Below are 21,899 nucleotides of genomic sequence, written 5' to 3' on the forward strand. Positions count from 1 at the left end.
AGGCGCGAGGGCGACCCCGCGGATCAGCGGCGCGGGGTCGGCGCCCGCAGGTAGTGCTCGACCACGTCGGCCATGAGCCGGGCGGAGCCTCGCAGGAAGGTGGGGAAGTCGCTCGCCGCCCCGTGGTCCGCGGTGTCGGACAGCGCGCGGACCACGGCGAAGGGCATACCCAACGACGTGGCGGCCTGGGCCACCGCCGCTCCCTCCATCTCGACGCAGAGGGCGCCGAAGCCGCGGTGGATCGCCGCCGCCCGCTCCGCCGAGGCGACGAACTGGTCGCCGGAGGCGATGCGGCCGAGGTGCACCCCACGCCCGTCCTGCGACGCGCAGGCGTCGACGGCGACCTGCAGGCGGGCCGTGAGATCAGGGTCGGCCGCCCAGGAGCCAGGCTCGCCGAGCAGCTGACCCGGGGGTCGACCGAGAGCGGTGACGTCGACGTCGTGCTGGACCAGGTCGGTGGCGACGACGAGGTCGCCGATCCGTTGGCCCGGGGCGATCCCGCCCGCGACCCCCGTGAAGAGTAGGGAGCTGGCCCCAAGGGTGTGCAGGGCCGCAGTGGCCAGCGCGGCGTTGACCTTGCCCACGCCGCACCGCGCGAGCAGCACCTCCTGCCCGTGCAGCCGCCCGCGCTGGACGACCAGGTGCCCGGCCCGCAGCTCGACCGGATCCACCAGCAACGCCCTGGTGTCGGCGACCTCGGTCTCGATGGCACCCAGGATGGCGAGCATGCGGCCGATCATCGCAGACCGACCCGGGCTAGCCTCGTGGCCATGACCAGCACACTCTTCAGCGGCGGCACCGTCGTCGACGGCACGCTGTCCGCACCCCGCCTCGCCGACGTCCACGTCGTGGACGGGCGGGTCGCCGCCCTCGGGCCCGACCTCGGGGTCGAGGCCGACACCGTTGTGGACTGCACCGGGCAGACGGTCACGCCCGGCCTGTTCGACTGCCACGTGCACTTCATGTTCGAGCAGCCCAGCATCGTGCGCCAGCTCCAGACGCCGTTCAGCCTGCCGTTCTTCCAGGCGGCCGAGCGCATGCGCACCACCCTCGGCACCGGCATCACCTGGGTCCGGGACGCCGGCGGGTCCGACCTCGGGGTCGCCGAGGCGGTGCGCCGCGGGCTGACGCCGGGCCCGCGGATGCAGATCGCCTTGACGATGATCAGCCAGACCGGCGGGCACGGCGACGGCTGGCAGCTGTGCGGCGCGCACGTCGACCTCATGCCCGAGCACCCCGGGTGCCCCTCCGGTGTCGTCGACGGACCGATCGAGATGCGGCGCAAGGTCCGTGAGCTGGTCCGCGGCGGCGCCGACGTCATCAAGGTGGCCACGAGCGGTGGTGTCCTCTCCCCGCGGAGCAACCCGCTGCACGGTCACCTGCGCGACGACGAGATCGCGGCCCTGGTGACCGAGGCCGGCGCCGCCGGGCTCCACGTCATGGCGCACGCCCAGGCCACCGACGGCATCAAGACCGCGATCCGCGGCGGCATCCGCTCCATCGAGCACGGCATCTACCTCGACGACGAGGCGATCGAGATGATGCTCGAGCACGGGACCTGGCTGGTGCCGACCCTGCTCGCCCCGCGCGCAGTGCTGGCCCAGGCGGACGCCGGTATGCCGTTGCCCGACGCGGTCGTGGCCAAGGCGCGCATGGTCTCCGAGGCCCACGACGACTCCGTGCGCCGCGCCATCGCCGCGGGCGTCAAGGTCGCGATGGGCACCGACTCCGGGGTCGGGGTGCACGGCACCAACCTGGACGAGCTGGCCATCATGCGCGATCTCGGGATGAGCGAGCTCCAGGCGTGGCACGCGACCACCCAGGTCGCCTCCGAGCTGTTGGGCGTCGAGGCCGACTACGGAACCCTCGAGCCGGGCAAGGTCGGGGACGTCGTGGTCTTCGACGGAGCGTATGACGACCTCTCGGGGCTGGGTGAGCGGGTGTCGTCGGTCTGGTTGGCGGGGGAGCGGGCACCGGTCTGATGGAGGTCCTCGACGCCGCCGCCGTCCGCGCCGGGCTCGACCCCGTCGAGCTGGTCGCGGCGCTGCGGGAGGTCTTCGCCGGTGACGAGGTCACCGTGCCGGAGCGCACCCTCCAGTCGATCGGGTCGGACTCCTCGGCCACGCTCCTGCTCAAGCCCGCCTGGGGCCTGCACGGCCTCCTCGGCGTCAAGGTCGCGACGCACCACCCCGCCAACGGCAGCCTCGGCCTGCCCAGCATCCACGCCACCTACCTCCTGCTCGACGAGGCGACCGGCGCCCCTGTGGCCGTGCTCGACGGCACCGAGCTGACGCGCTGGCGCACCGCCGCGGCGAGCGCGCTGGCCGCCGACCACCTGGCGCGGGAGGACGTCGGGGAGCACCTGCTCGTCGGCGCTGGCAACGTGGCCGCGTCGATCCCGGCCTGCTACGCCGCGGTCCGCGACATCCGGCGCACCCGCGTCTGGGCCCGGGACGCCGGTCGCGCCGCCGCGCTCGTGGAACGGCTCCGCACCGAGGGGTATGCCGCCGACGTCGCCCCCGACCTGCGCGCGGCCGTCCGGGCCGCGGACGTCATCACCACCGCGACCTCCGCGACGAGCCCGCTCGTCCTCGGACGAGACGTCCGGCCCGGCACGCACGTCGACCTCGTCGGCTCCTTCCTGCCCGACATGGTGGAGGCCGACGAGGAGCTCATGACCGCCGCCCGCATTGTGGTCGATGCACCCGAGGCGCGGCATACCGCCGGGGAGCTGGCCGGTCCACTGGCCCGAGGGACGTTGACCGAGAGCGACGTCACGACCTCCCTGGCCGACGTCGTCGCCGGGCGGGCAGCAGGGCGCACGGCGTCAGAGCAGATCACCGCCTTCGTGTCGGTCGGCACGGCCGCCGAGGACCTCGCTGCGGCAGCCCTGGTCCTGCGTTCCCGCCCATCGACCTGAGACCGCGAGCGACGCGGTCGGAGCCGGGAGGGACCCCGGCCCCACGCCCGGTGGGATCCCTCGCCCTACCATCGAGTGATGACTCTCCATCACGTCCGACGCGGCAGCGGCGCCCCCCTGCTGCTGGTCCACGGTCTCGGCGCAGGCTCGCAGTCCTGGGGCCCGATCCTCGACACCCTGGCCGCCGAGCGCGAGGTCATCGCCATCGACCTCCCCGGCTTCGGTCAGTCCCCACCGCTGGCCGGCGAGGTCTCGATCGCGACCCTGGCCGACGCGGTCGCCGGGTTCATCCAGGAGCAGGGCCTCGGCACGGTATCCACGGCGGGGCAGTCCATGGGTGCACGGATCGTGCTCGAGCTCGCCCGGCGCGGGGTCGGCGGTGACACGGTCGCCCTCGACCCAGGCGGCTTCTGGACCGACCGCGAGGTCGCGGTCTTCAGCGGCACGCTGCGCCCGTCCATCCGGCTCGTCAAGACGCTCCGCGCAGCGCTCCCCACGTTGCTGGGCAACCCTGTCTCCCGCTCGGCTCTGCTGGCGCAGTTCTCGGCCCGGCCCTGGGCGCTCTCGGCCGAGACCGTGCTGCCGGACCTGCGCGGTCTCGCGACCGCGCCCTCGACCGGCGCCGCCATGGACGCGCTGACGAAGGGGCCCAAGCAAGCGGGTGCACCCGCAGGCACGCTGCCCGGTCGGGCCACCATCGGCTGGGGTCGCCGCGACCTGGTGACCCTGCCCCGGCAGGCGCACCGCGCCGTCTCGGCGTTCCCGGACGCGGAGCTCCACTGGTTCGAGGGGTGCGGGCACTTCCCGCAGTGGGATGCGCCGGACGAGGCCGCGCGGCTCATCCTCGACCGCACCAGCTGAGGCCCGACCTCCGCACCACCGCCTGAGCCGACCGGGTCGAGGTGGCCGGCCCAGCACTCCGACCTCAGCGCGAGGATGCCTGGCGGAACCTGTTGACCGCGAGCGGCACGAAGATCGCGAGCATGAGGACCGACCCGACGACGGTGGTGAGGATCGGGTTCTGCATCGGGAAGGTGTCCGGGGTCGGTGCGCCGCCGGTGTTGCCGAAGAGCTCCCGTGCGGCCTGGACCAGCGCCGAGATGGGGTTCCAGTTGGCGAAGACCTCCAGGACACGCGGCATGGTGGCCGTCTGCACGAAGGCGTTGGAGATGAAGGTCAGCGGGAAGAGCACCATGAACGAGGCGTTGTTGATGACCTCCGGGGTGCGGACCACGATGCCCAGCAACGCCATCACCCAGCTGAAGGCATAGCTGAAGAGCAGCAGGATCGCGACTCCGCCGAGGAAGTTGAGCCACCCCTCGTGGAAGCGCCAGCCCACGGCCGCGCCGCTGAGCATCATGATGACCATGGACACGCCGTTGAGCACGAGGTCGGCGTTGGTGCGTCCGAAGAGCACGGCGGAGTCGTGCATGGGCAGCGTCCGGAAGCGGTCGATCATCCCTTCCTTGAGGTCCTGCGCCATCTGGTAGCCGGAGAAGGTGGACCCGAAGAGCACCGTCTGGCCGAAGATGCCGGCCATGAGGTAGTCGGTGTAGTCACCGCCCTCGATCTCGATCGACCCGCCGTAGACCTGGGAGAAGAGCAGCACGAACATGATGGGCTGCAGCACCGCGAAGAGCATGATCTCGGGGTTGCGCCGGAACTTGATGAGGTTGCGCCAGGTCACGGTGCGGACGTCGCTGGCCCAGGTGGCGAGGGTCGCACCCGACCCACCGGGCCGGTCGACGGTCGTGGCGCCGCGCGCCGGTGCGGACTGCGTGCTCATGCGCTCTCCTCGAGGTCGTGTGCCGTGTCGTCGGCCTGCTCCCGCCCGGTGAGGGCGAGGAAGACGTCGTCCAGGGTGGGTCGCCGCATACCGGCGTCGTGCAGGCGGACTCCGGCGGCGTCGAGGTCGGCCAGGACCTGCTGGAGGGCGCCCGGCCCACCGGCGACGGGGACGGAGAGGGTCCGGCCGCCGGTGGCCTGCTGGACCTCACCGGCGCCGTGGCGGGCGAGAACCTCCCGTGCCGCCGCGGCCTCGGAGGCCTCGACGAGGGTCACCACGACCCGGTGGCCACCGACCTGGGCCTTGAGCTCGTCGGCCGTCCCCTCGGCGATGACCTGGCCGTGGTCGATGACGCTGATGTCGTCGGCGAGGTAGTCGGCCTCCTCGAGGTACTGCGTCGTCAGCAGCACGGTCGTGCCGTGCCCGACGAGGTCCTTGATGACCTCCCACATCCCGAGTCGGCTGCGCGGGTCGAGACCGGTGGTCGGCTCGTCGAGGAAGAGGATCTGCGGGCTGTTGACCAGGGCGCAGGCGAGGTCGATGCGGCGCCGCATACCGCCGGAGAAGCCCTTGACCGGCCGGTCGCCCGCCTCGGTCAGGTCGAACTGCTCGAGCAGCTCCGCGGCCCGGGCCTTCGCCCGGGAGCCGCCCAGGTGGTAGAGCCGCCCCACCATCTCGAGGTTCTCCCGGCCGGTGAGGTGCTCGTCGACGGCGGCGTACTGGCCGCTCGCACCGATGACCCGGCGCACCCCCTCGGGGTCGCTGAGCACGTCGATCCCGGCGACGGTCGCGCTTCCCGTGTCGGGCTGCAGCAGGGTGTTGAGGACCTTGACGGTCGTCGTCTTGCCGGCTCCGTTGGGTCCCAGCAGCCCCTTGATGGTGCCCTCCGGGACGCTCAGCGACAGCCCCGCCAGCGCGTGCACGTCGCCGGAGCGTGAGTGATAGGTCTTGCGCAGGTCATGCGCCTCGATGATGGCCACGCCGTGATGCTACGACGGGGCACCGACAGACCCCCATGAATTTCTGGTGACCGAGGCGCTGCACCGTCGCTCAGTCCGCGAACGCCACCAGGGCATCGGGCCCGGTCACGAGTCGCATGCCCCCTGCCTCCTGCGCCACGAAGCTGAGCGCCTTCTCGGTGGGCACCGCGACCTGCTGACCGGTGGAGTCGCACGGGAACTGGAAGCGGTCCGTCATACGTCGCGACCCGTCCTCGGGATTGTCCGGGGCCTCCCACGGGACGGACCACTCGCACACGAACCCGTCGGACAGCCTGGCCTGGGCTGCCGGCGTCAGGTCGCCGCTGAGGACGTCGACCATCACCCGTTCCCCGTCGACCACGACGAGGGTCTGCGCGGGGTCAGGCGAGAGGGGCAGCTCGCCGAGGAGGGCCGTCCAGTCCTCGTCGCTGATCGCCTGGGTCCACGTCACCTCGCCGGTGGCGACGTCCCTGCCGCTGAGCAACACGTCATCGGCGTCGACGGTGGTGGGGCCGGCATAGCCGTCGTTGATCACCTCTCCGTCACCGGAGCAGGTGATCACCGTGCTGACCTCGACCCCACCCGGCGTGCAGAGGCTGACCCCGGTGGCACGCCACAGCGGCGATCCGTCCCCGAGGTCCAGTGCGAGCAGCACGTGCTCCTCCAGCGCGAAGACGTTCGGGCGCGCGCCATAGGTGTCCTCGCCGTAGAACACGTCGTGGAGGTAGACCTCGCTCATGGTCATCGTGGCCCCGAGCACTGCGGTGTGCGAGGGGTCGGTCCGCAGCTCGTGATCGTCCACCGACGAGCTCCACACGACCTCTTCCGCCTCACGGGCCTCGATCCGGATCTCTCCGGTCTCGAAGTCCCAGTCCTCGCTGACCTGGATCCCCACGGAGTCCTCCTCGGCCGGTCCCTGCGCATCATCCGACTCCTCGGCGCCCGCGTCGGGGTCGTAGGGGCTCCCGTCGAGCACCTCCAGCACCGCGCCGTCGCGGCGCAGGTGCCCCAGGCTCACCGACTCAGCCCCGGGTAGCCGGTAACTCAGGCAGACCTCGTTCTGGCCGCACGGACGTGGCTGCGCATAGGCCCGCAACACCTGGGTCGAGCGCGCCACCTCCTCGCCCGAGCCGGCCTCGAGGGCGACGGCCTCGGCCTGGTCGTCCTGCCCGGTGTCCTCGAAGGTGTAGACGAGTCCGTCGCGCAGGGTCGGCGGACCGGCGCTGAACAGCCCCGTGATGCCGGCGTCTCGTCGCCAGTTCTCCTCGCCCGTCGCGGCGTCCAGCGAGACGAGCGTCATGGTCTGCGCCCCCGGTGGGTCGACGTGCAGGAGCAGGTCGCCCTCGTGCTCGACCGGCGTCGACAGGATCGTCCCCTCGAGGGTCCACGCCGGCTCGGGTCCGGGGGGCGGGGGTGGCTCGGCGGCCGGGCGCTCGTCGACCTCGGTCGCGGTCTTGGCCTCGCCGTCGACCTCGGACGCGGCGTCCGCGTCGGGGGCGGCCGTGGTCGACGGTGTCGACGTGGCTCCGGTCGTGTCCTGTGCGAGGACATCGCCGGGGTCGCCCTTCCCGGGATCGGTGCAGGAGGTCAGGACGAGCGACAGGCAGACCAGGGCGGCGGTGCGCCCGGCGATGGCGTGAGTTCCCCTCATGCCCTCGACGGTATGCCGTTTCGCCCCTCTCCTACCGGGCGTCCGACCCTCCCTGTGGATAACTCAGCGGGCGAGCCACGCCATCGCCGCGGCGACCATGGCCCGCACCCCCGTGTCGAGCATGGGCTGCAGCACCGGGGCGAAGTGCGGGGAGTGGTTGTCGGGGAAGTCGGAGCGCTCGGTGCCGCGCGTCTCCGCCTCCTGCCAGGAGGCCGCGTCGAAGGCGCCGAACCCCCAGTAGCAGCCTGGTGCACCCCAGGCAGCGGGCAGCTCGCCGAAGTCCTCCGACCCCATCTCCGGGGTGAAGTCGCGGACCTGCTCCTCGCCGAGCTCGGCGGCCAGCGCGGCGCGGACCCGCTGCGTGGCGTCCGGGTCGTTGTCGGTCACCGGCAGGTGGTCGAAGGTCTCGAAGCCGGGCTCGGGCGCACCCCAGGCGAGCGCCTCGGCCCGGGCGGTCCGCTCGATGACCTCCAGGCAGTGCGCCGCCACCGCGCCGTCGTAGGTCCGCACCGTGCCCTCGAGCACGGCGTGCGCGGGGATGATGTTGGTCTTCGTGCCCGCCGCGATCCGCCCGATGCTCACGACCGCGGTCGCCTGCGGCGACACCTGCCGCGAGACCACGGTCTGGAGGCGCATGACCAGCGACGCGGCCATGACGACGGGGTCGATCGCGGTGTGCGGCGCCGACCCGTGACCGCCCTTGCCGTGCAGCGTGATCCGGAAGTCGTCGCAGCTGGCCATGATCGGTCCCGGCGCGACCTGCACCGACCCGGCCGGGCCGGGCAGCACGTGCTGCCCGAGAGCCACATCGGGGCGGGGGAGGAGGTCGACGAGACCGTCGGCCACCATCGCCTCGGCCCCGTTGAACTGCTCCTCGGCCGGCTGGAAGACCGCCACGACGGTCCCGGCCCAGTGCTCACGTCCCTCGAGCATCAGGCGCAGCGAGCCGAGCAGGGTCGCGACGTGGGTGTCGTGCCCGCAGGCGTGCATGACCGGCACCTGCTCGCCCGCGTCGTTGGTGACCCGCACCGTGGAGGCGTAGTCGAGCCCGGTGTCCTCCGCGACCGGCAGCGCGTCCATGTCGGCGCGCAGCAGCACGGTCGGGCCCTCACCGTTGCGGAGGACCACCGCCACCCCGGTGCCACCGATCCCGGTGTGGACCTCGAGGTCGACGGCACCCGGCATACCCGAGACCTCCTGCACCACCCGGGCCGCGGTCTCGTGCTCGGCCATCGACAGCTCGGGGTGGGCGTGCAGGTGCCGGTAGACCTCCTCCACCCACGGGCGGATCGTCGGCAGCGGCTCCAGGACGGCGGCGGTGGCAGTGCTCATGCGGTGAGGGTATGCGCTCGGCCGGCGTGGCAGGGTACGTCCCATGACGGCGTCCTCCCGCAGGGTCATCCACACCGGTCAGGCCATGGTCGACCTCGTGCTCGAGGTGGGCCGGCTGCCCGCGCGCGGCGGCAACGTCATGGCCGACTCCGCCACCAGGTATGCCGGTGGTGCCGTGACCATCGTCGTGGCGGCCGCGCGGACCGGGGCTCCGGCGGTGCTCGCGGGAGCGGTCGGGACGGGACCGAACGGCGACCTCGTGCGCGAGGTGCTGGCGACGGAGGGCGTCGAGGTGAGCGCGCCGGCGGTCGAGGATCTCGACACCGGGGTCTGCGTCGTGCTCGTCGAGCCCAGCGCGGAACGCACCTTCGTCACCACGCGTGCCGCTGAACGCCGGATCACGGCGGACTCCCTGGCGACGAGCGACCCGCGGCCGGGTGACCTCGTCTGCGTGTCCGGCTACACCCTGCTCCCGCCGACCCGTGACCCGCTGCTCGGCTGGCTGCACGACCTGCCCGAGGGGGTCGCCGTCGTCCTCGACCCTGGCGCCCCCTTCGCGACCTTCGAGCCGGACGTCGTCGAGCGGGTGCTGGCCCGGACGACGGTGTGGACCTCCAACGCCGCCGAGGCCCGCGAGCTCACCGGGTCACCGGACACGCAGGACGGAGAGGTCGACCTGGGTGCCCTGTGCGAGCAGGTCGCGGGCCGGCTGGCTCCGGACGCGGTGGTCGTGGTCCGGGACGGCCCGCGCGGCTGCGTCGTCCGGGCCGACGGACGGGCCACGCAGGTCCCGGGCTTCCCGCAGACCGCGGTGGACACCAACGGGGCCGGCGACACGCATACCGGAGTCCTGTGCGCTGAGGTCGCGGGCGGCCGTGACTGGCCCGAGGCAGCACGCCGGGCCAACGCGGCAGGGGCGATCAAGGTGACGCGCCGCGGCCCGGCGACCGCACCGACGGCGAGCGAGGTCGACGCCTTCCTGACGGGCCGCGCCTGAGGTCAGTGGGCTGTCGCGCGGCCGACGCCCGGCCGTGGTCGGCGTGTCCCGCGGCGACACCCGGTCCGCGACGAGCACGGTGGGACGGTCGGTGCCAGGGTTGCTCCTGAGCAGGACAGCACGCGACGCAGATCACGATCAGGTCACGATCCACCCCACAGCGCAACGGGAGGGGGCAGGCTGGGCATCTAGGGGGTGAGGCCGGCGCGCAGGGGGCGCCGCCCTCTGCCACCCACAGAGTCCTCTGACCACCACAGACAGGGGTTCGGACATGACCGCATCGCACCAGCACCGCACGCTCATCCCCACTGCACGTCGCGCCCAGCGCGGCGACACCGTCGCCCGAGCGCTCGACCCCACCCGGCACGCTCCAGAGATCCAGCTGGCGCTCGCCGCGCTGCTCGTCGTGCTGGCCGGGCCCGTCGCCCGAGCCTTCGCCCCGACGAGCGTTGCCGTGGCCGGAGCCTCCGTCGTGCTCCTCGCCGTCGGCATCCTGCTCGCCGTCCTGGCCGCGATCAGCCTCCTGCGCACCCGCTGACCGCTCAGCCTGCTGCGCGCCGACCGCTCAGCCCTGCTCCACCTCCCTTCTCACCTCACCGCCGACCCACGGCCGGCCGTAGGCGCCGCGGTGCGCCACCTCCGAGACCGGACGGCGGCCCCGACGCAACGAGGGGGAGCGGCGGTCGCGGTCTGAGGCGGCATACCCCATCGCCACGACCCCGACGATCCGGCGGCCCGCCGGTGCCCCGAGCGCCGCGACGGTCTGGGCCCCGTGCTCGACCGGCACCCCGAAGAACAGCCCACCGAGCCCCTCGTCGACAGCGGTCAGCAGCATGAGCAGGGCGGCCATCCCCGTGTCGACGTCCCAGTAGGGCACCGGCCAGTGCGCCTCGTCGCGATCAGCGCGCCCCTTGTCGGGCTCGGCGTAGCGCTCGAGGTAGGCCTCCTTGTCGGAGAGGCACACGACCAGGCACGGGGCGGACCGCACCCCCCTCAGCCACGGGTCCATGCGCTCACGCGCCTCCGCGCTCGTCGCCGCCGACCAGAAGCGCTCACGCTCCTGCTCGGTGGTGAGCACGACGAAGTCCCATCCCTGGGAGAAGCCCGCGCTCGGGGACCGTGTCGCGTGCTCAAGCGCCCGGGTCACGACCTCCTCCGGGACCGGGCGGTCGGGGTCGTACGCCCGCACCATCCGCCGCCGTCGCACCACCTCGCCGAACTCCATACCCGGATCGTGGCACGCGGCTCCGACACGCCCCTGACCAAGGAGGCCCACGGTGGGATAGTGGGGGCATGAGCGAGGCCGAGGAGCTGCCCCCCGGATACCCCCGCGAGTGGGAGGCCGACGTCGTCCTGTCCGACGGGCGGGTCGCCCACGTCAGGCCGATCCGCCCCGACGACACCGACGCCATCCACGCCTTCCACGAGGCGCAGTCCGAGCAGTCGATCTACCTGCGCTTCTTCGCCCCCATCAAGCGGTTGTCCGACAAGGACGTCCACCGCTTCACCCACGTCGACTACTCCGACCGGGTGGCGCTGGTGATGTATGTCCGCGACGACCTCGTGGGCATCGGCCGCTTCGACCGGATCACCCCCGGCGGGTCGGTCGCGGAGGTCGCCTTCAACGTCTCCGACCACCATCAGGGCCGGGGGATCGGCTCGGTGCTCCTGGAGCACCTCGCCGACATCGGTCGCGAGGGCGGGGTGACCCGCTTCGTCGCCGACGTCCTGCCGCAGAACCGTCGGATGATCGGGGTCTTCCGCGACGCCGGCTTCGAGGTCTCCCATGAGTTCGACGACGGCGTCATCGCCGTCTCCTTCGACATCGAACCGACCGAGGCCTCACGAGCGGTGCGCATGTCGCGCGAGCACCGCTCCGAGGTGCGGTCGATGCGCGCGGTGCTCCACCCGGAGACGGTCGCCGTCGTCGGGGTGAGCCGGAGACCGGCGACGATCGGCCGCGCCTTCTTCGACGACATCGTCGCCGGGGGGTTCACCGGCCGGGTCTACCCGGTCAACAACGCGGCCGAGCCCGGGACCCTCATCAACGGCCACCCCAGCGTCGCCTCCGTCCGCGACATCGAGGGTGGGGTCGACCTCGCGGTCGTGGCGGTCGTGGCCGAGGAGGTCCTCGGCATCGTCGAGGAGTGCGCCGACGCCGGGGTCAAGGCGCTGGTCGTGGCGTCCGAGGGCTTCGCCGAGACCGGCCCGGAGGGCCGCGCGCTGCAGCGCCAGCTGCTGATCCGGGCCCGCCATTACGGCATGCGGGTGCTCGGGCCCACGAGCTTCGGGCTCATCAACAACGACCCTCAGACCCGGCTCAACGCCTCCATCGCCGCGGCCGAGCACCTGCCCGACTTCGGCCGGCTGGGACTCTTCAGCCAGTCCGGCGGGCTGGGCATCGCACTGCTCGCCTCGGCCCGGCGGCGCGGGCTGGGGTTGTCGACCTTCGCCTCGGCGGGCAACCGGATCGACATCTCCGGCAACGACCTCATGCAGTACTGGACCGATGACGAGAACACCACGGTGGTCGGGCTCTACCTCGAGTCGATGGGCAACCCGCGCAAGTTCACCCGGATCGCGCGCAAACTGGCGATGACCAAACCGGTCATCGTCGTGAAGTCCGGGGCGGGCCAGCACGCCATCCCCCAGGGCCACCGGGTACGCGCCACCCAGGAGCGCCCGGAGACCTTCGGGCAGATGCTGCGCCAGTCCGGCGTCGTCCGGGTCGACAACGCCCACCAGCTCTTCGACGTCGCCCAGCTCCTGCTCTCCCAGCCGCTGCCGTGCGGTGACCGGGTCGCGGTCGTCTCCAACAACGACGCGCTGGGGTCGCTGGCCGCCGATGCCGCCTCCTCACGCCGGTTGCGCGTCACCCACGGACCGGTGACGGTGTCGGCCGAGGCGCTCACCGAGCAGTTCCGTGACGTCGTCGAGCAGGCCCTCGCCGACGAGGAGGTCGACGCCCTCATCGCCTGCTTCATCCCGCCCATCGCCGACATCGACCCCGATGTGGTCGACGCGGTCGCCACGGCCGTCGCCGGTCACGACAAGCCTTGCGTCGCAACCTTTCTCGGGATGCGCGGTGTCACCCCCGGCGCGGGCGTGCCCACCTACCCCATGCCCGAGGACGCCGTGCGCGCGCTCACCGCCGCCGTGCGGTATGCCCAGTGGCGGCGCCGCGACCACGGCGAGCGGGTGCGCCCCGAGGGTGTCGACCGGCCGGTCGCTGCACGGATCATCGAGGAGGCACTCTCCCGGCAGCCGCGAGGCGTCGAGCTCACCACCGAGGAGACCGGCTCCGTCCTCGCGGCCTACGGCATCTCCGTATGGCCCGTGGTGCCCGTCGGGTCGGACACGGAGGCGGTCGCGGCCTACCGCAAGCTCGGGGGCACGGTCGTGCTGAAGGCCACCTCGCCGATGCTCAGCCACCAGCCCGGCCAGGGATGGATCCGGACCGGGCTGCGTCATCCCAAGGCCGTCGGCGCCGCCTACCGCGACCTCGCCGCCCTGCTCGACCCGGTGGGGGCCGAGGGGATCGCCCTGCAGCAGATGGGTCCCTCCGGGGTCACCGTCGAGGTCAACTCGGCGGAGGACCCGCTCTTCGGCCCGGTCGTCGGGTTCGGCATCGCCGGCCTGCCCATCGACCTGCTCGGTGACGAGGCGCTGCGCTTCCCGCCGCTGACCGACGTCGACATCGCCGAGATGGTGTCCTCGATCAAGGCGGCACCCATGCTCGACGGCTACCGCGGCGCGATGCCGGTCGACCACGCCGCGCTGCACGACCTCATCGCGCGGGTCAGCGTGCTCGCCGACGACCACCCCGAGCTCGCCCACGTGCGGCTCAACCCGGTCATGGCCCACCCCGAGGGCATCGAGGTGCTCGGGGCCAGCATCCGGGTGGCCCCCGCGCCCACCCGCGCCGACGCGGAGCGGCGGACCCTGCTCGCCGACGTCTGAGACGATGGGCGCATGGTCCGTCGTGTGAGGTCACCGTTGCCCGAGTCGCTCGTCGCCGACATCGATGCCGCGGGATACCTCCCCGCGGTCGTCCACGACGTGGTGGTGACCGCCGTCGGCAAGGACCACGTCGTCGCCCACCTCGTGCACGACGAGACAACCTTCGACGAGATGGCGGTCCGCAACCACCTCTCCGTCCTCGTGCTCACCGACCGGCGGCTCGTCATCGCCCACGCCGACGACCACGAGGGGCCCGAGGGCCAGCGGATGGCGACCGCCACCAGCGAGACGGTGCCCCTGCGCTCGGTGCGCGGCGTGATGCTCACCCACACCGTGCCCGACCCCGAGCGCTACGACGGCAGCCTCTCGGGGCGGGGGATCACCCTGACGCTCGGCTGGGGTGCGGTGGCCCGGGTCGACCTGCTCCCCGCGGTGTGCGAGGACCCGCAGTGCGAGGGTGACCACGGCTACGAGGGCACCGTCTCCAGCGACGACATCTCGCTGCGGATCGCCGCCGAGACGCACGGCGTCGAGCGGCTTGAGCAGGCCCTGGCCTTCGCCAGCGAGCTGTCGTCCCGCCTGGGTCGATGAGGCCCGGCGAGGAGCCCGACGCCACGGTGGGTGCCGTGGTCGACCAGACCGCGACCGACCCTGCGGCAGTCCCGACCTCAGCGAATCCTGTCGTGGCCCGCGCCACCGAGGCCTACCAGCCGCCCGCGCCGGGCAGCGGACTGGCCTCCGTCCTCCCGGCGGCCCTGCGCGCCCTCGGGGTGGACGACCTGCCGGAGGGGGTGGTCCCGGCCAGCTGGGAGCTGCCGGAGACCCGCCGCGTCGTGGTCGTGCTCGCCGACGGGCTCGGGGCGCGTCAGCTGCAGCGCCGCAGCGGGCACGCCCGCACCCTGCGTGACCTCTCCGCCGCCGAGGACCTCGGCGCGGGAGCCTCCGCCTGCGGCTTCCCCTCGACGACCGCCACCAGCCTCAGCTCGCTGGGCACCGGCCGCCCGGCCGGGGGCCACGGCATCGTCGGGTGGCAGACCAGCTACCGGGGACGCCTCTTCAACCACCTGTCGTGGAAGGACGGCCCTGACCCGTACACCCACCAGCCGCTGCCCACCCTGCTCCAGCACGCCGGGCGTCGCGACGTGCTGATGAGCACCGTGTCCCTGCCGGCCTACTCCGGCTCCGGGCTGACCCGGGCGGTGCTGCGCGGCGGCGCCTACACCGGGGCCGGCACGCACGACGAGCGCACCTCCGGGGTGCTGCGCGCGCTGATGCAGGCCGGACGACGCGGACGCGCGCTGGTGTATGCCTACTGGGACGAGATCGACAAGGCCGGCCACGTCCACGGCCCGGACTCGCTCGAGTGGGGCGAGGCGGTGGAGACCTTCGACACCTGGGTCGCGGGGCTGCTCGAGCGTCTACCGGGAGGCACCACTGTGCTCGTCACCGCGGACCACGGCATGATCGAGGCGCCGCACGCCCAGCGCCGCGACCTCGCCCTGGAGCCCGAGCTCGAGCAGGGCGTCGCGCTGCTCGCGGGCGAGCCGCGGGCGCCGCAGGCGTGGTGCCTGCCGGGTGCCGTGGACGACGTCGTCGCCGCGTGGCGCGAGCAGCTGGGCGAGCAGGGCCTCGTGCTCACCCGTGAGGAGGCGATCGAGGCGGGGTGGTTCGGTCCGGTCCGGTCCGGCTACGACACCCGCATCGGCGAGGTCGTGGTCGCGATGCTCGGGCAGGCCACGCTGCTGGACTCGCGGCTGCTGCGGCCCGAGGTGCTGCGGTTGAAGGGCCACCACGGGTCGATCACCGACGCCGAGACCGCCATACCGCTGCTGGTCACGACCACCTGAGCGCCACGGCCCGCGCGACCGGGCGAGGAGGCCGTGAGGCGACCACGGGCGCCTCCTGGAGGTTCCGTAGACTTCGCGGGTGCCCGAGCTCGTCTTCTTCACCGGAACCATGGACTGCGGCAAGTCGACCCTGGCCCTCCAGATGGACCACACCCACCACCAGCGCGGGCGCGGCGGTCTGCTCTTCACCCAGCACGACCGTTCCGGGTCGGCCGTGCTCTCCTCGCGCCTCGGGCTGACCAAGGGCGCCCTCGAGGTCAACGACGACCTGGACTTCTGGGAGCTCGTCGTCGAGCAGCGCACCAACGGACGCCGCATCGACTACCTCATTTGCGACGAGGCCCAGTTCTACCGCCCCGAGCAGATCGAGCAGCTCGCCCGGCTCGTCGACGAGATGGGCATCGACGTATATGCCTTCGGCATCACCGCCGACTTCCGCACCGAGCTCTTCCCCGGCTCGCGTCGGCTCATCGAGCTCGCCGACCGCACCGAGCAGCTCCAGGTCCGTGCGCTGTGCTGGTGCGGCAAGCCCGCGACCGTCAACGCGCGCGTCGTCGACGGCCACATGGTGGTCGAGGGCGAGCAGGTCGTCGTCGGGGATGTCGGCGGTGGTGAGGAGGACGCCCTGGCGGCCAGCGTTGTCGAGTACGAGGTGCTGTGCCGACGGCACTACATGCGCCGGATGAACTCCGCCGCGGCGCGCTCAGCCTCGCTCTCGCCCGAGCTGCTGCCCTTCGACCTCGACCTGTGCCCGCTGCCCGCGCCGGACCTGACGGCCCTCCCGGAGGACGACGCAGCGGCATCGACCACCCGGGGCTGAGCCCTCGGCGACCCGGTGTCGCCTCAGCTGTCAGCTGTCAGCTGCGCGGTGGGCGCGAGCCGAACATGATGTCGTCCCAGCTGGGCACGCTCGTGCGGCCCTTGCGCCCGGCCGGCTTGGTCGCGGGCTTCTCGGTGGCTTCGTCCTCGTCGTCGCCGGCCGGCTCTGATGAGGCGGCCTCGAGGTCGTCGTCGGCGTCCTCGGGATCCTCATCCTCGTCCGCGTCGTCGTCCTCGTCGTCACCCTCGTCGTCGCCGACACGCTCGTCCCGGTCGATGACCTCTGCGGGCTCCGCGACGGCGGTGAGCCGCGGCCGCCCGGCGTCCGGAGCCTCGTCCTCATCCTCTGCGTCGAGCTCGTCGTCGTCCGTGTCGCGTTCCTCGTCCACCGGTGCGCTCGCGGCGTCGTCCGACAGGTCGTCCTGCGACAGGAGATCCTCGTCCGCCGCCTCGTCCCGCACGTCGGGTCCGGGGGCGCCGTGGTCGTCGCTCGGCCCGGCGCCGGAGTCCAGGGCCTCCTCGTGCTCGAGCGTCTCCTCGAAGGAATCCTCGTCGTCGCCGACGCCGAAGAACTCCTCGAAGGTGACCTCCTGGGGGTCGTGACGGGTCCGGGCGAAGGTGCCCTCGGGCTCCTGCGGGTCCGCGGGGTGCTCGCCTCCCAGCGAGGGCAGCCGCAGCCGGCGTCGCTTGCGGCCGGGGGAGCGGCCGACGGCGCGCTGCGCCTCCTCCGGCGACATCGGCTCCGGCGACATCGGCTCGGGCTCGGGCTCGGGGCGAGGTGACGCCGGTGCAGCAGCAGTGCGCACGTCCGCCTCGCCGGTGGCGTCCCCCGCGGGGCGATCGGCGGAGTCGCGATCGTCCGGCGCCTGCTCGTCGTCCTCCTCCGGCCCGACGGGCACCGCAGCCTCGGGCGCCGAGCCCCGCGGGTGGGCGGCCGGCGGGTCGCCCATCGTGTCGGGGTCGTAGTGGAGGTCCTCCAGGGGCAGCACCTCGTCGGGCATCTCCTGGCTCCCGGGCACGTGGCTCGGGTCTTCCTGGGTCTGCTTGGTGGGGGTGCGGCGTCCGCGGCCTCGCCGCTGACGGCGCTCCCGCATCGTCGCCATGAGGTCGGCGGCGGCCTCGTCCTCGCCGTGGTGCCCCCCGAGCAAGGGGTGGCCCGCCAGGCCACCGGGCAGGGACTGCTCGTCCTCGCTGAGCCAGCGGGCCTCGTCGTCCAGCGCCTCGACCGAGCGCGAGCGCACGTCGTAGTGCCATGCCGCACGTCGCTCGCGTCCGCCGGCGCCGAAGGCGACGATGACCGTCCACGGCTCGTGGGCCTCGCCACGGGCGGCGTCCCAGGTGACGGCTGTCAGGTCGACCCCGCGGCTCTGCAGCCGCTCCCGCACCCGTCGGTCGAGGGTGTGCGAGCCGTCGGTGCGACCGCTGGCGCGCACCGGCGCCCGCTGGGCCAGCCCGACCACGTGCTCGCGCTCGGCGAGCACCGGGCCCTCGAACCGGCGCACGCGGTCCAGCTCCCACCCCGTGGAGGCGGCGACGTCCTCGGCCGGCTGCCCGGCCCGGATCATGGCCTGCACGTCGCGCGGGCTGGCCGAGCGTCCCGCGGGGCGCTCACCGTCGGACTGGCGCGGCCGCGGGCGCAGAGCGGCTCGCAGACGGTCGTCGACGACCACGGCATACTGAGTGCCGTCGTCACCGGTCAGGACCAGGCGACCACCCTCGTCGAGCTCGACGAACTGGAGCTGCTGCATGGTCCACCACTCTGCCACCCCGCCCGGACGCCACGCGGGAGGGCACGCCGCGCGAGATACGCTGACGGGGCCATGATCGTTGCCTCCGCCGATGTGCGTCTCGCCCTCGACCTCGTCGGCATCTTCGTCTTCGCGCTCTCCGGTGGCCTCGTGGCGGTGCGGGCCCGGCTCGACCTCTTCGGGGTCGCCGTGCTGGCCTGGGTGAGCGGCCTGGGCGGGGGCATCATCCGTGACGTCTTCCTCGGCGACGTGCCCCCCGACGGCATCAGCAACCCCTGGTACGTCGTCACCGTCCTCCTGGCCGGTCTCGTCGTCTTCGCCCTCCACGGCGTCTTCGTCGACCTGTCCCGGCACCGCCCCAAGCTGCGCCTCCAGCGCATCGCCCAGGCGGTGAAGTACCTCGACGCGGTCGGCCTGGCCACCTTCGCCGTCGCCGGTGCCCTCAAGGCCGTCATGCTCGGCGCACCCCCGCTCGCCGCGGTCTTCGTCGGCGGCATCACCGCCGTCGGTGGTGGCATGATCCGCGACGTCCTCGTCGGCCAGGTGCCCGAGGTCCTGCGCCGTGAGCTGTATGCGGTGCCCGCCCTGCTGGGTGCGACGATCGTCGTCGTGGCGGCCGAGCTCGGCGGCTTGTCCTACCTCGTCATCTGGGGCACGCTGCTGATGGTGCTGGGCATCCGGGTCGCCGCGATCGTCTTCGACCTGCACGCCCCCACCCCGATCCCCTCCCGAGGAGAGACCCCATGAGCCATCCTTTGGCCGAGCCTGCCGACCCGCGCGACCCTGCCGTCGACAACGCGACCGACGCCGCCGCGGAGGTCGACGCGGACGCCCAGGACGAGGTGGTCGCCGAGCTGGAGGAGTCACTGGAGGAGACGGAGGAGCATGACCTGTTCCCCTATCAGGCCATCGTGCTGACCTCCTTCGGCGGACCCGAGGGCCCGGAGGAGGTCATGCCTTTCCTCCGCCGGGTCACCGGCGGCCGCGGGATCCCCGACGAGCGCCTCGAGGAGGTCGCCGAGCACTACCTCCACTTCGGCGGCAAGAGCCCCATCAACGACCAGAACCGCGCCCTCATCGAGGCCATCCGCGCCGAGCTGGACCGCCGCGAGATCCCGATCCCGGTGCTCTTCGGCAACCGCAACTCAGCGCCCTTCCTCGCCGACGCCTTCCGGGAGGCCCACGCCGAGGGCATGACGCGGTTGCTCTCGGTGACGACGAGCGCCTACTCCTGCTACTCCTCCTGCCGGCAGTACCGCGAGGACATCGCGGCCGGCCAGCTCGAGCTGCGCGAGGAGGGCAAGGAGATCCACGTCGACAAGGTGCGGCAGTACTGGAACCACCCCGGCTTCTCCGGTGCCAACGCCCGGATCGTGGGGGAGGCCGCCCGGCAGCGCTACGAGAGCTCGGGGGTGGTGCCGCACCTCGTCTTCGTCACCCACTCGCTGCCGATCGCCATGGACGACACCTCCGGACCGGGCGACGACGAGGGCAACCTCTACTCCCGGCAGCACCTGGAGCTCGCTGCGGCGATCGCCGCCGAGACCGCGGCGACGCTCGGTACCGAGGTCGAGCACGACCTCACCTACTGCTCCCGGTCCGGCCCGCCGACCCAGCCGTGGCTGGAGCCGGACGTCAACGACCACCTGCGCGCCCTGGCCGAGCGCGGCGTCCGGAGCGTCGTCCTGGCCCCGATCGGCTTCGTCTCCGACCACATGGAGGTCGTCTTCGACCTCGACACCGAGGCTGCCGAGACGGCGCAGGAGCTGGGCCTGGACCTGCTGCGGGTACCCACTGTGGGCACCGACACCGAGTTCGTCATGGGGCTGGTCGACCTCGCCCTGGAGCGCGCCGCGCAGGCCCGTGGCGAGGAGGTGGCCACGCCGACCTGGCCCGGCGGCGAGGTGCGACCGGCGATCTGCCGCCCGGGCTGCTGCCCCAACCTGCGGGTCGCCAAGCCCGCCGCCTGCGGGAGCGACTGATGGCGGCGGCCGCGGGAGCGGCCGGGCCTGACGCCGGCACTGGCGGGGCGGCCCAGCGGGCTTCGCTCGAGGAGCTCGCGGTGTCCGTCGCCACGGAGGCCGGGGCCATGATCCGCGACGAGCGCCCCGACGGCCTCGGGGTCGCGCGCACCAAGAGCACCGACCTCGACGTCGTCACCGAGATGGACACCCGGGCCGAGACCCTCATCCGCGCCCGCCTCCGCGACGCCCGCCCCGAGGACGGCATCCTGGGCGAGGAGGACGGCCTCACCGAGGGCACGTCGGGGCTGAGCTGGGTGGTCGACCCCATCGACGGCACCGTCAACTACCTCTACGACCTGCCGGCGTATGCCGTGTCCGTCGCCATCGTCGTCGGTGACCCCACCACCCCGGGCGCCTGGGCTCCCCTCGCCGGTGCGGTGGTCAACCCCCGGACGGACGAGGTCTTCCACGCCCACCTCGGTGGCGGGGCCCGCCTCACGTCCCGGGGCGTCACGCGCCCGGTGCGGGTCGGGAGCCAGGAGACGCTCGACGGTGCGCTGCTGGCCACCGGTTTCTCCTACGACCGGGGCGTCCGGCGGGGGCAGGCGGCCGTCGTGGCGGACCTCCTGCCCAGGGTGCGCGACATCCGCCGGATGGGTGCTGCCGCGCTCGACCTGTGCCACGTGGCCGTCGGCCGGGTGGACGGCTACTGGGAGAAGGCCCTGAACCCCTGGGACATCGCGGCCGGCCTGCTCATCCTCGGTGAGGCCGGCGGGGTCGCCTCCGGCGCGGCCGCGGGAGAGCCCGTGTCCCACGATCTCCTCGTCGCGGCCGGTCCCGCGCTCCAGCCGGTCCTGCGGGCCGAGATCGCGCGTCTGACCAGCGCCGACTGACGCCCTGGGCATACCCGCTCGCATCCACCCGGGTCGATAGGGCAGAATCCCGCGCGGCGAGCGTGACGACCCCCGGGGCAGCGGGCACAAATTCGCAGGCCGCAGCGTTCACGCACGACGAGAGACCACGCAGAGGTGAAAGAGGCGAGATGGCGACCGACTACGACGCACCACGAAAGAACGACGACGAGCTCAACGAGGACTCGATCGAGGAGCTGAAGGCACGACGCAACGACAAGTCCTCGGGCAGCGTCGATGTCGATGAGACCGAGCAGGCCGAGGGCTTCGAGCTGCCGGGGGCCGACCTGTCCAACGAGGAGCTGTCGGTGCACGTGCTGCCCCGGCAGCAGGACGAGTTCACCTGCTCCCGCTGCTTCCTCGTGCACCACCGCAGCCAGCTGGCCAAGGAGGTCAGCGGCATGCCGGTCTGCACCGAGTGCGCCGCCTGAGCAGCATGAGACCCGTGAGGTCGGTGCGCATCGTCACCGGGGGCTACCCTCGGTGACGATGCCGCCCGAGCCCCAGACCCTGGACGTCCCCCTGCGACGACTGGACCCCGACCTCCCGGTCCCGGTCCAGGCGCGGCCGGGTGACGCCGGGGTCGACCTGCACCTGCGCGAGGACGTCCGGATCGGGCCGGGCGAGCGCACCATGGTCGGCACGGGCATCGCGCTCGCCGTCCCCGAGGGGTATGCCGCGTTCGTGCACCCCCGTTCCGGGCTCGCGGCACGGCACGGCCTGACCATCGTCAACGCCCCCGGCACCGTGGATTCGGGTTACCGCGGGGAGATCCTGGTCAATCTGCTCAACACCGACCCGCGCGAGCCGGTGCAGCTGCGCCGGGGCGACCGCATCGCCCAGCTCGTGCTCCAGCAGGTCGCCCGCCCCGTCTTCACCGTGGTCGACGACCTCGGGGAGTCCGAGCGCGGGGCCGGCGGCCACGGGCATACCGGCACCTCCACCACCCTCCCGGCCGCAGCCGGGCCGACCCTGAAGGACTGA

General features: G+C 72.9%; 21 protein-coding genes. 14 read left to right on the forward strand and 7 right to left on the reverse strand.

What is annotated here, in order from left to right; genetic code table 11:
• Positions 1-23 precede the first annotated feature (23 nt).
• Entirely contained in the window at positions 24-728 is a 705-nt protein-coding gene (locus tag FA582_RS06575) for a 5'-methylthioadenosine/adenosylhomocysteine nucleosidase (RefSeq protein ID WP_051125124.1), read from the reverse strand.
• Positions 729-770: 42 nt separating this feature from the next.
• On the opposite strand from FA582_RS06575, the gene FA582_RS06580 reads away from it, so the two are divergent.
• From FA582_RS06580 to FA582_RS06590, 3 genes are all read left to right on the forward strand, one after another.
• Positions 771-1,982: a metal-dependent hydrolase family protein gene (locus FA582_RS06580; RefSeq protein WP_010146946.1), complete on the forward strand. Its 1,212-nt coding sequence runs from the start codon at positions 771-773 to the stop codon at positions 1,980-1,982.
• Positions 1,982-2,920: a bifunctional Delta(1)-pyrroline-2-carboxylate/Delta(1)-piperideine-2-carboxylate reductase gene (gene lhpI, locus FA582_RS06585; protein WP_010146945.1), complete on the forward strand. Its 939-nt coding sequence runs from the start codon at positions 1,982-1,984 to the stop codon at positions 2,918-2,920. The genes FA582_RS06580 and lhpI overlap by 1 nt, the downstream gene beginning before the upstream one ends.
• Positions 2,921-2,998: 78 nt before the next feature.
• Positions 2,999-3,781: an alpha/beta fold hydrolase gene (locus tag FA582_RS06590; protein WP_010146944.1), complete on the forward strand. Its 783-nt coding sequence runs from the start codon at positions 2,999-3,001 to the stop codon at positions 3,779-3,781.
• 64 nt (positions 3,782-3,845) lie between these two features.
• Here FA582_RS06590 and FA582_RS06595 read toward each other — a convergent pair whose 3' ends face one another.
• The 4 genes from FA582_RS06595 to FA582_RS06610 form a co-directional block, all read right to left on the reverse strand.
• Positions 3,846-4,706: an ABC transporter permease gene (locus FA582_RS06595; protein ID WP_010146943.1), complete on the reverse strand. Its 861-nt coding sequence runs from the start codon at positions 4,704-4,706 to the stop codon at positions 3,846-3,848.
• Entirely contained in the window at positions 4,703-5,686 is a 984-nt protein-coding gene (locus FA582_RS06600) for a daunorubicin resistance protein DrrA family ABC transporter ATP-binding protein (RefSeq protein WP_010146942.1), read from the reverse strand. Before FA582_RS06600 ends, FA582_RS06595 begins: the two co-directional genes overlap by 4 nt.
• Before the next feature lie 70 nt (positions 5,687-5,756).
• Positions 5,757-7,337 carry a PQQ-binding-like beta-propeller repeat protein gene (locus tag FA582_RS06605; RefSeq protein ID WP_010146941.1) on the reverse strand — a complete coding sequence of 527 codons (1,581 nt, stop codon included), beginning with the start codon at positions 7,335-7,337 and terminating at the stop codon, positions 5,757-5,759.
• Between the two features lie 63 nt (positions 7,338-7,400).
• Positions 7,401-8,669 (reverse strand): amidohydrolase, encoded by a 1,269-nt coding sequence (locus tag FA582_RS06610; RefSeq protein WP_029540532.1) that lies wholly within the window; start codon positions 8,667-8,669, stop codon positions 7,401-7,403.
• Between the two features lie 43 nt (positions 8,670-8,712).
• Here FA582_RS06610 and FA582_RS06615 point away from each other — a divergent pair, with 43 nt between their 5' ends.
• Together FA582_RS06615 and FA582_RS06620 are read left to right on the forward strand one after the other, a co-directional pair.
• Positions 8,713-9,666: a PfkB family carbohydrate kinase gene (locus FA582_RS06615; protein WP_010146939.1), complete on the forward strand. Its 954-nt coding sequence runs from the start codon at positions 8,713-8,715 to the stop codon at positions 9,664-9,666.
• Between the two features lie 271 nt (positions 9,667-9,937).
• Positions 9,938-10,204, forward strand: coding sequence for a hypothetical protein (locus FA582_RS06620; RefSeq protein WP_010146938.1), 267 nt, complete (start codon positions 9,938-9,940; stop codon positions 10,202-10,204).
• A 27-nt stretch (positions 10,205-10,231) separates the two neighbouring features.
• On the opposite strand, the gene FA582_RS06625 is transcribed toward FA582_RS06620, so the two are convergent.
• Positions 10,232-10,891, reverse strand: coding sequence for a nitroreductase family protein (locus FA582_RS06625; protein WP_010146937.1), 660 nt, complete (start codon positions 10,889-10,891; stop codon positions 10,232-10,234).
• 68 nt (positions 10,892-10,959) lie between these two features.
• Here FA582_RS06625 and FA582_RS06630 point away from each other — a divergent pair, with 68 nt between their 5' ends.
• From FA582_RS06630 to FA582_RS06645, 4 genes are all read left to right on the forward strand, one after another.
• Positions 10,960-13,626: a bifunctional acetate--CoA ligase family protein/GNAT family N-acetyltransferase gene (locus FA582_RS06630; RefSeq protein WP_010146936.1), complete on the forward strand. Its 2,667-nt coding sequence runs from the start codon at positions 10,960-10,962 to the stop codon at positions 13,624-13,626.
• 12 nt (positions 13,627-13,638) lie between these two features.
• On the forward strand, positions 13,639-14,217 hold the full coding sequence (locus FA582_RS06635) for a DUF5998 family protein (RefSeq protein WP_010146935.1): 579 nt from the start codon (positions 13,639-13,641) through the stop codon (positions 14,215-14,217).
• On the forward strand, positions 14,214-15,473 hold the full coding sequence (locus FA582_RS06640) for an alkaline phosphatase family protein (RefSeq protein ID WP_010146934.1): 1,260 nt from the start codon (positions 14,214-14,216) through the stop codon (positions 15,471-15,473). The genes FA582_RS06635 and FA582_RS06640 overlap by 4 nt, the downstream gene beginning before the upstream one ends.
• A gap of 79 nt (positions 15,474-15,552) precedes the next feature.
• Positions 15,553-16,293 (forward strand): thymidine kinase, encoded by a 741-nt coding sequence (locus FA582_RS06645; RefSeq protein WP_010146933.1) that lies wholly within the window; start codon positions 15,553-15,555, stop codon positions 16,291-16,293.
• Between the two features lie 37 nt (positions 16,294-16,330).
• On the opposite strand, the gene sepH is transcribed toward FA582_RS06645, so the two are convergent.
• On the reverse strand, positions 16,331-18,040 hold the full coding sequence (gene sepH / locus FA582_RS06650) for a septation protein SepH (protein WP_010146932.1): 1,710 nt from the start codon (positions 18,038-18,040) through the stop codon (positions 16,331-16,333).
• 72 nt (positions 18,041-18,112) lie between these two features.
• Here sepH and FA582_RS06655 point away from each other — a divergent pair, with 72 nt between their 5' ends.
• From FA582_RS06655 to dut, 5 genes are all read left to right on the forward strand, one after another.
• Positions 18,113-18,787, forward strand: a complete 675-nt coding sequence (locus tag FA582_RS06655) for a trimeric intracellular cation channel family protein (RefSeq protein WP_010146931.1) — start codon at positions 18,113-18,115, stop codon at positions 18,785-18,787.
• A complete protein-coding gene (locus tag FA582_RS06660) occupies positions 18,784-20,022 on the forward strand; it encodes a ferrochelatase (RefSeq protein ID WP_141567529.1) in 1,239 nt (412 codons plus the stop codon). The genes FA582_RS06655 and FA582_RS06660 overlap by 4 nt, the downstream gene beginning before the upstream one ends.
• Positions 20,022-20,897, forward strand: a complete 876-nt coding sequence (locus FA582_RS06665; protein ID WP_010146929.1) for an inositol monophosphatase family protein — start codon at positions 20,022-20,024, stop codon at positions 20,895-20,897. The genes FA582_RS06660 and FA582_RS06665 overlap by 1 nt, the downstream gene beginning before the upstream one ends.
• Positions 20,898-21,046: 149 nt before the next feature.
• Positions 21,047-21,346, forward strand: a complete 300-nt coding sequence (locus tag FA582_RS06670) for a DUF4193 domain-containing protein (RefSeq protein WP_010146928.1) — start codon at positions 21,047-21,049, stop codon at positions 21,344-21,346.
• A 58-nt stretch (positions 21,347-21,404) separates the two neighbouring features.
• Entirely contained in the window at positions 21,405-21,899 is a 495-nt protein-coding gene (gene dut, locus FA582_RS06675; RefSeq protein ID WP_033228695.1) for a dUTP diphosphatase, read from the forward strand.

The organism is Serinicoccus profundi (assembly GCF_008001015.1).
GTDB lineage: Bacteria > Actinomycetota > Actinomycetes > Actinomycetales > Dermatophilaceae > Ornithinicoccus > Ornithinicoccus profundi.

Bases quoted from the DNA above. Each gene is read 5' to 3' on its own strand.
- FA582_RS06665 (WP_010146929.1), top strand. From the start codon at position 20,022: ATGGCGGCGGCCGCGGGAGCGGCCGGGCCTGACGCCGGCACTGGCGGG.
- lhpI (WP_010146945.1), top strand. From the start codon at position 1,982: ATGGAGGTCCTCGACGCCGCCGCCGTCCGCGCCGGGCTCGACCCCGTC.
- FA582_RS06580 (WP_010146946.1), top strand. From the start codon at position 771: ATGACCAGCACACTCTTCAGCGGCGGCACCGTCGTCGACGGCACGCTG.
- FA582_RS06655 (WP_010146931.1), top strand. From the start codon at position 18,113: ATGATCGTTGCCTCCGCCGATGTGCGTCTCGCCCTCGACCTCGTCGGC.
- FA582_RS06590 (WP_010146944.1), top strand. From the start codon at position 2,999: ATGACTCTCCATCACGTCCGACGCGGCAGCGGCGCCCCCCTGCTGCTG.
- FA582_RS06635 (WP_010146935.1), top strand. From the start codon at position 13,639: ATGGTCCGTCGTGTGAGGTCACCGTTGCCCGAGTCGCTCGTCGCCGAC.
- FA582_RS06610 (WP_029540532.1), bottom strand. From the start codon at position 8,669: ATGAGCACTGCCACCGCCGCCGTCCTGGAGCCGCTGCCGACGATCCGC.
- FA582_RS06615 (WP_010146939.1), top strand. From the start codon at position 8,713: ATGACGGCGTCCTCCCGCAGGGTCATCCACACCGGTCAGGCCATGGTC.
- FA582_RS06620 (WP_010146938.1), top strand. From the start codon at position 9,938: ATGACCGCATCGCACCAGCACCGCACGCTCATCCCCACTGCACGTCGC.
- FA582_RS06670 (WP_010146928.1), top strand. From the start codon at position 21,047: ATGGCGACCGACTACGACGCACCACGAAAGAACGACGACGAGCTCAAC.
- FA582_RS06595 (WP_010146943.1), bottom strand. From the start codon at position 4,706: ATGAGCACGCAGTCCGCACCGGCGCGCGGCGCCACGACCGTCGACCGG.
- FA582_RS06640 (WP_010146934.1), top strand. From the start codon at position 14,214: ATGAGGCCCGGCGAGGAGCCCGACGCCACGGTGGGTGCCGTGGTCGAC.
- FA582_RS06575 (WP_051125124.1), bottom strand. From the start codon at position 728: ATGCTCGCCATCCTGGGTGCCATCGAGACCGAGGTCGCCGACACCAGG.
- dut (WP_033228695.1), top strand. From the start codon at position 21,405: ATGCCGCCCGAGCCCCAGACCCTGGACGTCCCCCTGCGACGACTGGAC.
- FA582_RS06625 (WP_010146937.1), bottom strand. From the start codon at position 10,891: ATGGAGTTCGGCGAGGTGGTGCGACGGCGGCGGATGGTGCGGGCGTAC.
- FA582_RS06630 (WP_010146936.1), top strand. From the start codon at position 10,960: ATGAGCGAGGCCGAGGAGCTGCCCCCCGGATACCCCCGCGAGTGGGAG.
- FA582_RS06660 (WP_141567529.1), top strand. From the start codon at position 18,784: ATGAGCCATCCTTTGGCCGAGCCTGCCGACCCGCGCGACCCTGCCGTC.
- FA582_RS06605 (WP_010146941.1), bottom strand. From the start codon at position 7,337: ATGAGGGGAACTCACGCCATCGCCGGGCGCACCGCCGCCCTGGTCTGC.
- sepH (WP_010146932.1), bottom strand. From the start codon at position 18,040: ATGCAGCAGCTCCAGTTCGTCGAGCTCGACGAGGGTGGTCGCCTGGTC.